General features: G+C 43.9%; 14 protein-coding genes. 9 read left to right on the top strand and 5 right to left on the bottom strand.

What is annotated here, in order from left to right:
- Position 1: 1 nt before the first annotated feature.
- Positions 2–1,354 (bottom strand): alpha-amylase family protein, encoded by a 1,353-nt coding sequence (locus AC5O63_RS06805; RefSeq protein ID WP_494504388.1) that lies wholly within the window; start codon positions 1,352–1,354, stop codon positions 2–4.
- A 269-nt stretch (positions 1,355–1,623) separates the two neighbouring features.
- On the opposite strand from AC5O63_RS06805, the gene AC5O63_RS06800 reads away from it, so the two are divergent.
- Together AC5O63_RS06800 and AC5O63_RS06795 are read left to right on the top strand one after the other, a co-directional pair.
- Positions 1,624–2,271 (top strand): DsbA family oxidoreductase, encoded by a 648-nt coding sequence (locus AC5O63_RS06800; RefSeq protein WP_494504387.1) that lies wholly within the window; start codon positions 1,624–1,626, stop codon positions 2,269–2,271.
- A gap of 146 nt (positions 2,272–2,417) precedes the next feature.
- A complete protein-coding gene (locus AC5O63_RS06795) occupies positions 2,418–3,341 on the top strand; it encodes a M14 family metallopeptidase (protein WP_494504584.1) in 924 nt (307 codons plus the stop codon).
- Here the strand turns inward: AC5O63_RS06795 and AC5O63_RS06790 are convergent.
- Entirely contained in the window at positions 3,333–4,121 is a 789-nt protein-coding gene (locus AC5O63_RS06790) for an AraC family transcriptional regulator (protein WP_004745459.1), read from the bottom strand. The two genes, AC5O63_RS06795 and AC5O63_RS06790, sit on opposite strands and share 9 nt — an antisense overlap.
- 99 nt (positions 4,122–4,220) lie before the next feature.
- Between AC5O63_RS06790 and AC5O63_RS06785 the strand changes: the two genes are divergently transcribed.
- A complete protein-coding gene (locus AC5O63_RS06785; protein WP_494504386.1) occupies positions 4,221–5,120 on the top strand; it encodes a DMT family transporter in 900 nt (299 codons plus the stop codon).
- 139 nt (positions 5,121–5,259) lie between these two features.
- Entirely contained in the window at positions 5,260–6,171 is a 912-nt protein-coding gene (locus AC5O63_RS06780) for a sensor domain-containing diguanylate cyclase (RefSeq protein WP_494504385.1), read from the top strand.
- A 47-nt stretch (positions 6,172–6,218) separates the two neighbouring features.
- Here the strand turns inward: AC5O63_RS06780 and AC5O63_RS06775 are convergent, their stop codons facing one another.
- Positions 6,219–8,036: an MOSC N-terminal beta barrel domain-containing protein gene (locus AC5O63_RS06775; protein WP_494504384.1), complete on the bottom strand. Its 1,818-nt coding sequence runs from the start codon at positions 8,034–8,036 to the stop codon at positions 6,219–6,221.
- Between the two features lie 232 nt (positions 8,037–8,268).
- Here AC5O63_RS06775 and AC5O63_RS06770 point away from each other — a divergent pair, with 232 nt between their 5' ends.
- From AC5O63_RS06770 to AC5O63_RS06760, 3 genes are all read left to right on the top strand, one after another.
- Positions 8,269–8,427, top strand: coding sequence for a YqaE/Pmp3 family membrane protein (locus tag AC5O63_RS06770; protein WP_069668351.1), 159 nt, complete (start codon positions 8,269–8,271; stop codon positions 8,425–8,427).
- A 173-nt stretch (positions 8,428–8,600) separates the two neighbouring features.
- The gene (gene pyrC, locus AC5O63_RS06765; protein WP_171319896.1) at positions 8,601–9,629 is read left to right on the top strand and encodes a dihydroorotase; all 1,029 of its coding nucleotides are present in this window, start codon (positions 8,601–8,603) and stop codon (positions 9,627–9,629) included.
- Positions 9,630–9,746: 117 nt separating this feature from the next.
- Positions 9,747–10,949 (top strand): GGDEF domain-containing protein, encoded by a 1,203-nt coding sequence (locus AC5O63_RS06760; RefSeq protein WP_494504383.1) that lies wholly within the window; start codon positions 9,747–9,749, stop codon positions 10,947–10,949.
- 38 nt (positions 10,950–10,987) lie between these two features.
- Here the strand turns inward: AC5O63_RS06760 and AC5O63_RS06755 are convergent, their stop codons facing one another.
- Both AC5O63_RS06755 and AC5O63_RS06750 read right to left on the bottom strand, forming a co-directional pair.
- A complete protein-coding gene (locus AC5O63_RS06755; protein ID WP_004745469.1) occupies positions 10,988–12,016 on the bottom strand; it encodes a methionine synthase in 1,029 nt (342 codons plus the stop codon).
- Positions 12,017–12,039: 23 nt separating this feature from the next.
- On the bottom strand, positions 12,040–13,014 hold the full coding sequence (locus AC5O63_RS06750) for a DUF1852 domain-containing protein (RefSeq protein ID WP_494504382.1): 975 nt from the start codon (positions 13,012–13,014) through the stop codon (positions 12,040–12,042).
- A 429-nt stretch (positions 13,015–13,443) separates the two neighbouring features.
- Here AC5O63_RS06750 and AC5O63_RS06745 point away from each other — a divergent pair, with 429 nt between their 5' ends.
- Together AC5O63_RS06745 and AC5O63_RS06740 are read left to right on the top strand one after the other, a co-directional pair.
- The gene (locus tag AC5O63_RS06745) at positions 13,444–14,118 is read left to right on the top strand and encodes a DUF1826 domain-containing protein (RefSeq protein ID WP_494504381.1); all 675 of its coding nucleotides are present in this window, start codon (positions 13,444–13,446) and stop codon (positions 14,116–14,118) included.
- A gap of 249 nt (positions 14,119–14,367) precedes the next feature.
- Entirely contained in the window at positions 14,368–14,682 is a 315-nt protein-coding gene (locus tag AC5O63_RS06740) for a hypothetical protein (protein ID WP_171319908.1), read from the top strand.
- Positions 14,683–14,717: the final 35 nt, after the last annotated feature.

The following is a 14,717-nucleotide window of genomic DNA, read 5'->3' as shown; positions in this document are numbered from 1 at the left end:
TTTAAATTGCTACTAACATCATTGCTGTCTTAGGCTCTACCACCGCGCTACATTGCCCGTTTCGTGGCGCAAAACTATCAAGCGACAACAAATCCATCCAATCTGAGTTCGCTTTAAACTCTATGGTTTGTGAGCGTTTAGATTTGTTAATGATAACCAAACCTTCTTTACCGCGGCTAAAGACCAATAGATCGTCTGAAGCCTCAACAACCTTCATTTGAGAGCCATGCATACGATTGTGAAAATCGATAGCGGCGATCATCTTTTCGTCTTTCCAAGCATCGACCCAGCGTGGCCGCTTGTCTGAATTAACGATTCCACTGGTATCGAGATCCGTGTATATCAGTGGTACTCCGCCATCTCTTCCGAGCAAGTAACAATAACCTAACCACTCTTGGTTTTCGCTCATGACCAAATTTGCGAAAACATCGTTGTTAGGAATATCGTGGGTAATGGCAAACGTAATTGCCCGCGATTCCGACAGCGCTTGCCCAAAGCAATATGGGTCGACCAAACTTTTTAAGCTACCATCGATTTGCAGCGCATCATGCATTGTCTGAAACAACGGGAAGTCATAGGCACCCAATCGCGTTTCAGCAAGATAGGGCTGTAAGAACAGCTCATACTCTGGCTGCGTTGCACCACCGCTGGTAATAATTTCACCGAAGATATGAATATCTTGGCAAATCTCTTCCGTCCAAACCTGTTTTAGATGCTCTAAAGTCATATGTTTAGCGGCATCAATGCGAAAACCTTTGACCCCCATACCTTTAAGCGCCTTAAGATAAGCTTGCTGCTGCTCGATGACGTGTGAGCAAACCCTTAATGTTGGTAAGCCTGGATCCGTCGGGCCTCCTGTGATGCGCCCATTTTGTACCTGCCAGCGATCTTCCCAGTCTTCAATTCCAAACGCTTCGACAAAGTCGTCATGATCGAAAATAGGCTCACTTAAGTCTCCAAACAAACGTTGGTTCTGATAATAATCAGCCGATTGTTGGTATTCGAGCATGTCAGACGCGTTTGGATATTTAAGATCTGTCCTTATCGACGATTCATTCGCCATATGGTTGAACACCACATCGGCATACACACCCACACCATAAGACGACAAAGTCTCAAGCATGCTTTTAAATGTTTCAGTATTGCCAAGTTGATTATCGATCACTCGATAATCTTGAGGTTGATAGCGTTGCCACCACTTGGTACCTGTTTCCCTTTTTAATGATTTCATTGGTGGTGAAACGAGTACGTACTTGTAGCCCGCTTGATGGATCTGGCGCGCTCTTTGTTCAACCATTTCATATGGCCAGTCAAACGCGTGTAAGATCACATCAGTTGCGTGAGAACAGTTCATCACGATTTCCTTTACAAGATTCATAACACGATAACGATACCCAAATACCCTTTATTTCTACTTTTCAGTTCTTATCGCAAAGCTACTTGAGTATCTATAGTGAACACTGATTACCATCCTAACAAAGCATTCGCACTAAGCTCTTCCCCCTTAATCTATTTTTTTACGTAGTAGCTTTTAGGCGTAGATTGTCTAAATAGTGAGGTATTTAGTAAAATCTCATTGAGGACGGCGCTATACTTTCATCTGAGTTGTACAAGGATTCAAGTATGAACAAAATTCGAATTGATATTGTTTCTGATGTCGTTTGCCCATGGTGCATTATTGGCTACAAACGTTTAGAGCACGCGCTTGCCGCTCTGAGCGATGAAGTTGAAGCCGATATACAGTGGCACCCCTTTGAGCTCAATCCAGCAATGGGAGACGAAGGACAAAATCTGCGAGAACACCTAGCTGAAAAATACGGCACGACAACAGAAGCCAGTATTTCAGCGCGTGAAACTCTGACCAATCTAGGTAACGAGGTAGGGTTTAAGTTCAACTTCAATGACGACTCTCGAATCTATAACACGCGTAAAGCCCACCAGCTTTTAATGTGGGCACAAAGTGAAGGGAAACAGTTCGACTTAGAGCTTGCTCTGTTTCACGCCTATTTCACCGATGGTAAAGACATTAGCGACTCTCAAGTACTGATTGAATGCGCCACTGAGCTAGGGCTAGAACAAGACGTCGTCACTAGTGTTATAGAAGATGAAAGCTGGGCGGAAGCCGTAGCATCTACCGAGCAGCAATGGCTTGAAGCGGGCATCAATGCTGTCCCTGCAATCATCATTAATCGAAAGCATCTCATTTCCGGCGCGCAAACCACCGAATTGCTAATATCGGCCATCAATCATATTACTCAATCTCAAGAGTAGCGCTCATTTCTCCGCATTATCGCCACAGCAAAGGATGTCAAAACCAAGTCAATCTTTCACGTTCTGCAAGATAATATTTGCCTGCCCCAAATCGGCGCACTATGCTGTTTGACGTTTTCTACAACCATAATGATAAAGGCAAGGTAATGCGCAGTTCTTACACTTATCCAATCGGTACCCCTGGTCAAAAATGGGGTGACGCTGAGCGAATCGCTTGGCGTGAACAAACCACAATTAAACGTGAATATCAAAAAGAAGTGGTTCCCAAGATTCAGGCACTTTCAGAGCAGTTTGATGTTGAGCAATATGGCGCTCTCTCTTATGACCAAGAGCGTTACCCGCTTTTCTGTATTAAGTCGAAAAACTGGCAAGACGCGAAACCAATTGTATTAGTCACAGGTGGCGTACATGGCTACGAAACCAGTGGTGTTCACGGCGCTTTAAAGTTTGCCGCCAACGAGATGGAAAAGTACAGCGAACATTTCAACATTGTAATTGCTCCTTGTGTAAGCCCATGGGGCTATGAAGTGATCAACCGTTGGAACCCATTAGCGCTTGATCCAAACCGCTCTTTCTATCAAGGCTCACCTGCCGAAGAATCTGCAAACCTAATGAAGCTCGTTGCCTCATTGGGCTGCGAGGTACTGGTTCACATTGACCTACATGAAACCACAGACAGTGACGAAACCGAGTTTCGCCCTGCCCTAGCTGCTCGTGATGGTATCGAATACATTGAAGGTATGATTCCGGATGGTTTTTACACTGTGGGTGACACTGAGAACCCTCAGCCCGAATTTCAAGCTGCTGTGATTGAATCAGTAAGTAAAGTGACTCACATCGCTCCAGCAGATGATAAAGGGGAAATCATTGGCTCACCTGTGGTTCAACACGGCGTGATTAACTACCCGATGGTTAAACTCGGCCTATGTGGCGGTGTAACGACATGCACCTATGGCACGACCACAGAAGTTTACCCAGATAGCCCGAAAGTGACAAATGAAGAGTGTAATGACGCTCAAGTCGCAGCCATTGTCGGTGGGTTAGATTATGTAGTGGCGCAGCTACAGTAACCGCCCTTTATACTGCTCCGGGGTCTGCCCGGAGTATTTTTTAAACATCGCAATAAACGGGCTGGCTTGGTTGTAACCTAGCGTAAGCGCAACCTCTTTTACTGAGTGGCCTTTGCGCAGTAATTCCATCGAATGTAAGTAACGAACTCTTAATCGCCACTCGGTGAAGCTCATCCCTAATTCAGCTTGGCAGTGTCTTGCCAATGTCCGCTCAGTGGTATGCACGCGTTCTGCCCAAACAGACAAGCTAGTGTTATCAATCGGGTTCTCTTCCACCGCTGCAAGAATCTTGGCCAGGTATTTATTGTCTGTAGATGGAAGAAAATGGTGTTGAGTGTCACGCGTGGCGAGTTGATCTAGCAGTACCTGAACCAATCGCTTGTCTTGCTCAGATTCGGCAACATTGATATCTCGTTGACGAAAATCATCAATAATAGCCGATACGATCGGAGTCACTTTGATCAGACTAGTGCAATCCGGGAAGTTCTCAGTGTGGGCTTGAGCAATATTGAGCGAGCAATAGGAAAGCGGCTTGCGATTAAAGCTAGTATGCATAATACCTGCAGGTACCCAGATTGCTAAATGAGGCGGCGCTAAAAATCGAGTATCTTCTGCTTCCATTTCTAAAATACCACCGCTAATCAGCTGTACCTGCCCCCATGGATGGCTATGCATCCGAGTTTCGGTATTGGACAGAAACGCTTCGAAATTCATAAATACATCTGATGGTGCTTTATCAATTGATAACGAAGGGTGAAGGTGTTTTGCTGACTTTCTCAAACTTGTCTTCCTATGACGTACAATGTCTTTTTAAAGATATATATAATTATATCGACCTGTCAGACTAGCTTCCACTGAAAATAATGCGATGGTGTTCACATGGTCTACCTACTTCCTTTTTTTACCGTATGCATATGGGGCGGCAACGCTATCGTAAATAAAATGGCAGCTAGCACCATAGAACCCAGTGCAATGAGCTTTTACCGCTGGTTTCTCGCAATTGTCGTACTGACACCATTTTGCTTACCAAAAGTCATTCAGCGTTGGAGCGTAATACGCCCTTACTTGGCTAAGCTTGCCTTTCTGGCAATGCTAGGCATGGTATTAAATCAGTCGCTTTCCTATTACGCCGGGTTAACGACAACCGCTTCTAATATGGCATTGATTACTTCGTTAGTGCCACTGATTGCGATTTTTATGAGTGTGCCAATTTTATCTAAGCCCATTTCCCCACTCAGTATCGTTGGTGGCGTTATAGCGTTAGCCGGATTGGCTTTTATGCTAGGGAAAGGTGACGTAGCCTTCTTTTTACATCAGGACATTACACCTGGCGACGGCATTATGGTTGTCGCTTCTATTTGCTACGCAGCGTACTGCGTGTTGCTAAAGCGGTGGAAGATGCCGTTATCAAACTGGACCATGGTCTATATGCAAGGCTTGCTTGCTCTCATCATGCTCACGCCACTCTGGCTCACTAGCGAGCAGTTGTTGCCAAGCCAAGACGCGATACCTTTAATAGCTTACGCTGGTCTTGCAGCCTCTATCGCTGCACCTTGGATGTGGGTTAAGGCGATTGATTTAATTGGCGCAGATTCGAGTGCAATGTTTATGAATTTAATGCCAGTTATCGCCATCACTTTGGCTGCGACCATGTTGGGCGAGGCTGTACATAGCTACCATATTATGGGCGGATTACTAGTAGTCTCTGGTGTTGTTCTTTCACAGCTAAAACTCAAGCACTTAAGTAGAAAATCATTAGAAAATGTTAATCAGGTATAGGTACTTGAGGGTAAAAGGGTATATGTTTGTAGTATCCGGCTTGCATATGTAGCACACAGCATTCAGTCCGGCCCTATACATAACAACAATACAACCACGTCTTAAATTGGCTAGACCTCATTACCATGATGGAGGTCAGATGATCGAATTGGAGCATATAGAAGAGATATATAATCACGACCAATTTACGTTGCATGAAGTTGTTCTGAATGAGATTGGCTCTTACGTGTTCGTTAAGAATCGCCAAGGTGAATATCTTTATGCTAATCAACTGACCTTAGAGCTGTTTAACACCACGTTAAAAGAGCTTAAAGGTAAAACTGACTACGCATTTTTTGAACCACATATGTTAGCCGACATACTCAAGACCGATGAGATGGTGTTTAACACCGGTCAAAAGGTGATTAATGAGGAACGCGCTTTGGCTGTGACAGATGGCAGAGTTCGTGTTTACCGAGCCATCAAACAACCGATCATTCATTCTAAAACGAAGCAAGTCATTGGTCTTATTGGTGTTTCAACCGACATCACCGACATCGTAGAACTCAGAGAAAAGCTCGCCGAACAAGCCTACACGGATGAACTGACCAGACTCTATAACCGCCGTAAAATCTGGCAATGTTTTGAATCTTCTTATGAAAAGGCAAGGCAACAAGATTCTGCACTATCTTGCATCATCATAGATATTGACCACTTTAAACGCGTCAACGATTCGTTTGGGCACGATTTTGGTGACAATGTGATAGTGGAACTTGCCAACATCATTCACAGTAACTTAAGAAAGAGCGATCACTGTGGTCGAGTCGGAGGTGAAGAGTTCTTGATCGTGCTTAACGATACAACAGGAAAAGAAGCCCTTGATGTTGCGGAGCGATTGCGTCAACAATTTCTTGAATCAGAACTCAATATTTTAGAATCTCCATTTTCTTTAAGCTGTGGTGTTACCCAGTTCTCTCCCAACGACAGTGAGTTTTTAGATTTGTACCGTAGAGCTGACGATGCCCTATACAAAGCCAAACACCTAGGCAGGAATCGAAGTGTCATTGAGTAAAAATGTCAGCCCCTAATTCAGGGGGCTGATTTAATTCAAATAGAAGCTTAACTAACGACTTCGATATCGGTTTCTGGTACGCAGCAACAAGCCAGTGCAACACCCATATTGCGCTCATGATCTTGCAGGGCTGGCACATCCGGTTGATGCACTTTTCCAGATTCCACTGTTACCTTACATGCGCCGCACAGACCCGCTCGACAGCTGTTTGCAATAGGCGCACCTGCGTCTTCTGCTTGTTCAAGCAATGTCTTTTGATTGTTACCAACAAACACATGACCGTTAACACTCAAAGTAAGCTCTTTCAATGGCTGTTGAGAAGTTTGGCTGACACCAAATGCTTCTTGGTGATAGTTGTCTTCTGCTAGACCTTTCTTGAGCAATAAATTCTTAGCCTTCTGCATAAAGCCATCAGGGCCACAGACAAACACTTGTCTTTGTTCAACATCACGAATTTGCTTTAGATGGGCGAGAGTAAGGCGACCTTTTAATCCAAACCAATCGTCCGGAGCTTGAGACAAGGAAAACAGTACGGTTAAGCCAGCATGTTTACGTCGTAACTCATCCAACTCTTCCTTACATGGGATATCTTCTACGCTGCTGCATTGATGATAGAAGACCACATCTTCGACTTGATTGTGATCTGAAAGATAACGAAGCATAGAAAGCATCGGCGTGACACCGCTACCCGCAGATAATAGTAACAACGGCTGACCATGTTTTTCCCCCAAATGAAAACTACCATCCGGCTGCTCGCATGTCAGCGTATCGCCAATATTAAGATTGTCGCTGAGCCAGTTTGATACGCGCCCGCCGTCAATGCGTTTAACAGATATCGCTAACCGCCCAGGGCGAGATGGGCTTGAAGACAATGTGTATCGGCGGGCAACACTTTCACCATCTATCTCAATCGAAATAGGTAGATGCTGACCAGGTTGATAGACTGGCAGTTCACCATGTTGTGGTTCAAGCCAGAAAGTGACAAAATCACGGGCAATTTCTTCTCTTTCAACACACGTCATAAGCAACTGTTTCGGTGTATTGTCTGGGTAGAACTCTTTCTCTTTGTACTCCAAGACTTCAACTGTATCACCTTGATGAATCATACCTTCATTTTTTGCGACTAAGTTTTGTCCAAAGAAAACACCACCACGCTCGTTGGCACGGAACTGGGAAAGCGTATTCAGCGGCTCTTTACTCGTTCTCAACTCACCTCTTTCAACATCTACTGTCGTGAGTATGCAGCGCTCACAAGGTTTTACTGCTTCGAACTCCACCTCTCCAATACGGATGCGCTTCCAACCATCTTCACCAAAAGATTCCGTGCCAGACACGACAAGGTTAGTACGAAACTGCTCCATTGAATGAGCTTCTGGGCTACGACGGTTTAACTCTGCTAGTGATGCTTCACTGATCACTAACACTGGATAACCATCGGCAAAACTGACGTTGTGGCCTAACTTTTCTCGCACGCGGTTAGATTGCTCGCCACTAAATAGTAGTTCCACGCGTTGACCTAGTGCCTGACTGAACCAATCATCAGCTTCATCCGTTGTGGTATAAGCGACAAAGTGATCTTTCCACACTTGGGCTGGCGCTTCTTGCATCTTAAAATCGGCATAGCGGACTCTTAGCGGCGACTGGCCTTGGGCGGTAAATATCACCCCATCAGGTAACAAGCTTGAACGCACTTTGACCATCTGTGGGTATTTTCGAGCCGTGACCATTGATCCGTCGGAAAGAGCAAGCATAAATCGACGGTCAAACATCAGACCTTGCTTTTCCACCCATGCCGTTGAGAGAGACAGTCCACCCACAGATTTCACCGGATAGACATTGATTTGAGAAAGAGTTGGAGCTGACATTGCTTATCCTAAGCTAGAATTATTGTGCAGGCATTATACTTGATTTGATTGAATTTCTTCTACAAAACGTTACCCCATTGAGTTGTTCTCAGTTTTGATAATCTAGGCCTCTACACGTCAGATTCCACTTTATGTTGATAGATAAACCTTCGACTAATAGACATACTGGCTTGTATTAAGATAATCCGTTACCCACCATAAACTCAATTCATGCGCTCTAAGGATTCTAATTATGAACAAGCTTATTATGATTCTTCTTTGTATCTTCCTTCCCCCTGTTGCCGTATTTTTGGACAAAGGATTAAACAAAGACTTTCTGATCAATTTAATTCTTACATTTTTCTTTTTTATCCCAGGTTCTATCCATGCTCTTTGGTTAACTGTACGCTAAGCGTTTATTTACGCACAGATATCCGACAAATAAGGCTTTCATCAAAAAAAGAGGATGAAATACATAGCGGTTTGCTCTATCATCCTGTCGCCTAAGCGTAAGCGTTTGCCTTCACAGTTTTCGCGCCGTTTAGGCTCCAATCAGACAAACTTCTTATTATGGTGGGAGCAATAATGACAACACTTACGATCACACGTCCTGACGACTGGCATGTTCATCTACGCGATGGTGAAGTTCTAAAGGATACTGTGCGAGATATTAGCCGCTACAATGGCCGCGCGCTAATCATGCCGAATACCATCCCACCTGTTACCAATACCGAAATGGCACTCGCTTACCGCGAACGCATTATGGCAGAGAAGCCAAGCGAGCAGTTTGAACCGCTAATGGCGCTTTACCTAACGGATAACACGACTCCAGATGAAATCCGTAAAGCAAAAGAGTCTGGTGCTGTAGTAGCCGCTAAGCTTTATCCAGCAGGCGCAACTACCAACTCTGATTCCGGTGTCACCAACGCGAAGAATATCTACCACGTTCTTGAAGCAATGCAAGAAGTAGGAATGTTACTTCTGGTTCACGGTGAGGTGACTCATCACGATGTCGATATTTTTGACCGTGAAAAAGAGTTTTTAGATACCGTTCTTGCTCCTATCGTCAACGACTTCCCGAATCTAAAGATTGTTCTTGAGCACATTACCACGGCTGATGCAGCGAACTTTGTTAAAAACGCCAACGACAATGTTGCTGCAACGATTACCGCTCACCACTTACTTTATAACCGCAATCACATGTTGGTTGGTGGCATCAAACCTCATTTCTACTGTCTGCCAATTCTTAAGCGCAACACCCACCAGCAAGCGCTGATTGAAGCAGCGACGAGCGGCAGTAAGAAGTTTTTCCTAGGTACAGACTCAGCGCCGCACGCTAAAGGTATGAAAGAAGCCGCTTGTGGTTGTGCAGGTTCTTACACTGCGCACGCTGCGCTAGAGCTTTACACAGAAGTGTTTGAGCTAGAGGGTAAATTAGAAAATCTTGAAGCATTTGCAAGCCACAACGGCCCGGATTTTTACGGTGTACCTCGTAACCAAGATACAGTAACACTGACCAGAGAAGCTTGGCCTGTTGCAGAAACGATGCCATTTGGCGGTGATGTCGTTGTACCTATTCGCGCAGGTGAAGAGATTAAGTGGACGGTTAAGTAAACACCTAATTTAATCCTATCGACTAACCCCAGTAACTAGATAGTAGTTACTGGGGTTTTTATTTAGCATTTTATCAATATAACCTAAACTCAATGTAGCATTCATTTTGAGGTCACTATGCTGATTGAGTTAGATATTCCCACGCTGTCCGTCGTCTGCGTCATACTTTCCTTGACGTATTGTGTTGGACTCGCTTTGATTCAAACTCTTCAGCCTCGTATTCGCGGAATCAACTTAATTGCGTTGGCGCTGATGCTGCTTGGCGTTGGCTTTATGCTGATGAGCTTTGGTAACACTGTCTCTTTGTGGGTTTCCAAGATTCTGGCTAACTCCATTATATCAGTAAGCTTTATTCTTATTTTACATGGCGTCTGCCTTTTAAGGGGGTACGCTGCCTCACTCGCTAACTATGGCTACTACTCTCTCCCCGTGGTGATTACTCTACTCACCTATTGCACTTACTTTTCATCTTCAACAGATGCTCGTATCGCCATAATGGCTGGTTACACTTCCGCGCTTAGCTTTTTGACAATATACGCAAACCAACATGGCGCCAAAGAAGACATTGCCCCTTCAAAACGTTTGCTGTCTTTAGGGATGCTCGTTTACGCCGCCTATGGCTTGTTCCGCCTTGGTATGCTTCCTTTTGAAGACAAAATTGATGACTTTATGGTTGCTAACTGGGTTCAGCAGCTCGCTTTCCTCACCATAATAGCAATGATCATTTTTATCGGCTTTGCGATTACTTGGATGCTTACAGGAAGATTAGTTGCCACTATTTACGACTCATCACTCAAGGATGAGCTCACTCGACTCTATAACCGAAGAGCACTTGAAGAGTTTGCACCCAAGGAAGTGGCACGGGCACAACGCTTTGAACACTCTCTATCTGTCTTACTGATTGATATAGATAAATTTAAACAAATCAATGATATGTATGGTCACCAAGCGGGAGACCATGTTCTAAGAACAATAGGCAGAATACTTAGAATAGAAACACGAAAGAATGACTTTTCATTTCGCTATGGTGGAGAGGAGTTTTTAGTATTACTTCCAGAAACCAACAAAAACCAAGCCAAAGTTGTCGCTGAAAAGCTTCGAAACGTTATTGAACGAACAACGATGTTACCCAGTAACCGGGAGTTCTGTACCGCAAGCTTTGGTGTCAGTGAGTTATTAGCCAACGAGCATTGGGAACGGTTAATAGAACGCGCCGATAGAGCGCTGTACGATGCCAAAAATCAGGGAAGGAATAGAGTTGTTCTCAGCGAAAATTCATACGATGCCCAAGTATCGTTAAACCATAAATGGAAGTCTTAACGATACTCAGGCACCTATTCAATTAATTACCTTGTGAGCTAAGCTGACAGCTCTTTTCGTACAAGCTCCGCCCCAGCACTTAATGCGTTCAATTTATCGCGAGCAACTTCACGCGACAATGGAGCCATACCGCAGTTGGTACACGGGTAAAGCTTATCTGCATCAACATACTTTAGAGCTTCACGTAGTGTCTCTGCGACTTCTTCAGCCGTTTCAATGCTATCTGTCGCAACGTCAATAGCCCCAACCATGACCTTTTTGCCGCGAATAAGCTCAAGCAACTCAATCGGCACGCGAGAGTTATGACACTCTAACGAAATGATATCAATGTTAGACTTCTGCAGCTTTGGAAACACTTCTTCGTATTGTCGCCACTCGGTACCTAGCGTCTTTTTCCAATCTGTATTTGCTTTAATGCCATAGCCGTAACAGATGTGAACCGCCGTTTCACATTTTAGTCCTTCAATGGCTCTTTCTAGACACGCAATACCCCAATCATTCACATCATCAAAGAAGACGTTAAATGCTGGCTCATCAAATTGGATGATATCGACACCAGCAGCCTCTAACTCTTTCGCTTCTTGATTGAGTATTTTGGCAAATTCCCACGCGAGCTTTTCACGGCTCTTGTAATGATCATCATAAAGCGTATCGATCATCGTCATTGGACCTGGTAACGCCCACTTGATCGGCTTATCTGTTTGCTGACGCAAAAACTTAGCATCTTCAACAAACACAGGCTTTTGACGACTCACAGGCCCCACGACTGTTGGTACACTCGCATCATAGCGATCACGAATCTTTACCGTTTGGCGATTTTCAAAGTCAACGCCACTTAAATGCTCGATAAATGTCGTAACGAAGTGTTGGCGAGTTTGTTCACCATCGCTGACTATATCAACACCCGCATGTTGCTGTTCTTGCAAAGACAAACGAAGCGCATCTTGTTTACCATCTGTTAGTTCTTCACCTTGCAGTTTCCAAGGTGACCAAAGCGTTTCTGGCTGTGCTAACCATGAAGGTTTTGGCAGGCTTCCTGCCGTAGAAGTCGGTAATAGTGTTTTCATGCTTTTATTTCTTCTCATTATTATTAAGCGTAGCTAGCAGACCATTGCTCTAGTACAGTTTGATACGGCTTGATGAAGTGCTCTTGAGCAAATTTACCTTGCTCTATTGCCAATCGACTACGTTCTTCGCGGTCATACACAATTTGTGTTACAGAGTGATCGCTGTTTTTCAAGCTTGGTTGGTACGATTTACCCGCAACAGCATTCGCGTTGTAGATCTCTGGACGATAGATCTTTTGGAACGTTTCCATAGTACTGATCGTACTGATCAACTCTAAGTTGGTGTAATCATTGAGTAGATCGCCAAAGAAGTAGAACGCGAAAGGAGCAACACTGTTTGGCGGCATAAAGTAACGGACTTGTAGACCCATTTTCTGGAAGTACTGTTCGGTCAGTGAAGACTCATTTGGCTCATACTCATAACCTAGCACTGGGTGCTGGTTTTCAGTGCGATGATAAGTCTTGTTATCCGATACGCTTAAGCAGATGACTGGGCGCTTTTTGAAGTTCTGCTTGTAAGTTGGTGAATTGACAAAATGCTTAAACAGTTTGCCATGTAGATCACCAAAACCTTCTGGGATAGTGAATTGCGGCTTATCCTTGTTATGGTCAAGGAGCAGAACGCTAAAGTCGTAATCACGAACATAGGAAGAAAAGTTGTTACCGACAATGCCTTCAATACGCTCATTCGTTTTATGATCGACAATGTACGTCTTTAAAACTTCAATCGAAGGGAAGCTTTCAGCGCCAGCTTCTATATCCATATCTACCGAAACGATTTCAAGCTCAACGGAGTAGCGGTCGCCATTAGGGTTATCCCAATGCGCGAGGGCATTGAAATTATTATCAATCATATTAAGCGCATTACGCAGGTTCTGTTGACGACTCTCACCTCTTGCTAAGTTAGCGAAGTTAGTCGTAATACGTGTGCTGTCCGACGGGCTGTAGTTCTCATCAAGGCTGAGGCTCTTGATGCTAAATGTGAATTCTTTACTCATAACGTTCTGTATCCTATTTCCTTAGATGAAAGCTGATTTATTCCCTACTCTCTTCATTTTATTTTTGATTTTTCTAGTCAGCCGTTAACTTTGGTCTTCAACAATCCTGCGATTAAATGGCTTAATTCTGTCTAGATATAAGAGTAGGTTCCTTTATAACGTTGATTCACATTTTAAGAACAATGGTTTTACTTCAAATGCATTATGAGAAAAATTCATAATAAAATCTCATGAAGGAGGTTCATGTCCAACAAGTGCACTTAAAACTGATGTGGCAAAGCCATGCGCGATTATTATCGCTCCCCTTTTCGGCGCTATTAAGTTTAACCGCAACAATTGTTATGTTATAACATCCAACAAATGGGTAATTATTCTACTTGCTGTGAATCTTAATTGCAGCGCTATCAATAATATCGGGAGTACTTTTCAATGGATGCGGTTATAGCTAAGCCTACCTTAAGAAAAACAACGGAATTTGAAACTCCATGCGTTAGCTTGGGCAAGCAAGCCGCTGTACTGAGTGATATCTACCAAGACGGAGTCAATATTGCCGTCTGGCAACGTCGTTTCGACCAAGGCTTTGCCAACGCCGTCAGCCAATATATGACCGCGAATCCAACCATTAGTAAATCTTTGACAGTTTCCCCAGCAAATGCATTTGAGGTTCTTGACTACGTGACTGATGGTGAAGCGCCAAAAGCCCTTCTGGAAGACATGGCTCAGCTTGTTGATATGTTCTGCTACCTGTTTGAGTTGGATGAAGTAGGATTGCGATTTGCCATATTAAGTGGAGCGATGTGTCCACGATTCCATGTTGATCAGGTGCCATGTCGCCTTGTGACCACCTATCATGGTGCGGCAACAGAGTGGCTCGCTAACCCGAGTTTAGATCGTTCAAAGCTGGGCCGTGGTAGCAATGGCCTATCAGATTCTCTTTCCGGTCTGTATCAACACGAATCGGATGTTCAGCAATTACATTGCGGTGATGTCGCATTGCTTAAAGGTGGTCGCTGGGAAGGTAATGAAGATAAAGCGTTAGTCCACCGCTCTCCTACCATTGATGCAGATAAGCCTCGATTTATAATGACACTCGACTTTGGTTAAATGAAAGCGGGTTAAGCCTCGTTATCAAACACTCCTTGTATTCTCATTTTTAGAAAGACTGAATCCCTCGATAAAAATTTGAGGGGTTTTCCATGAGCTTCTTTAACCTATCGATTATAGACATTTCAGCAACAGTGAAATGACATTTGTGATATTTATCACACTTATGAATTTAAGCATAATCTCTCCCGTACCAAGAACAGCGGTTCTTAATAAAAGCATAATAAAAGCATTCAGAGGAATAAGATTATGAAAACAGCTATCACAACTCTAATTATTGCGGCACTAACATCTACAATGGCTTCAGCAATGCCAGCAAAAGATCAGTCTATCCGAATCAAAACATTCGAAAACCAAGCAGTCGTAACTGTTCTGGAAAACGGCGCTCCAGTTAGCGATGTAAAAGTGAAAGTGAAAGGCAACGGTACCCAATACTTCACCACAGGTGAGAAAGGTACGTTTATGGCAGCAAACTTACTTGACCATGGCCGTTCATTCACATTCGAGATTGAAGACGAGAATGGTGTCGCAGTACGTGAACAACGTTACTTAACATCGTTCTAAGTAAGAAAACATGGATGTCAAAAAGCCCGACGCTC

Source organism: Vibrio sp. SCP2, from assembly GCF_059295395.1.
This window is presented reverse-complemented; position numbering and strand designations above follow the sequence as displayed.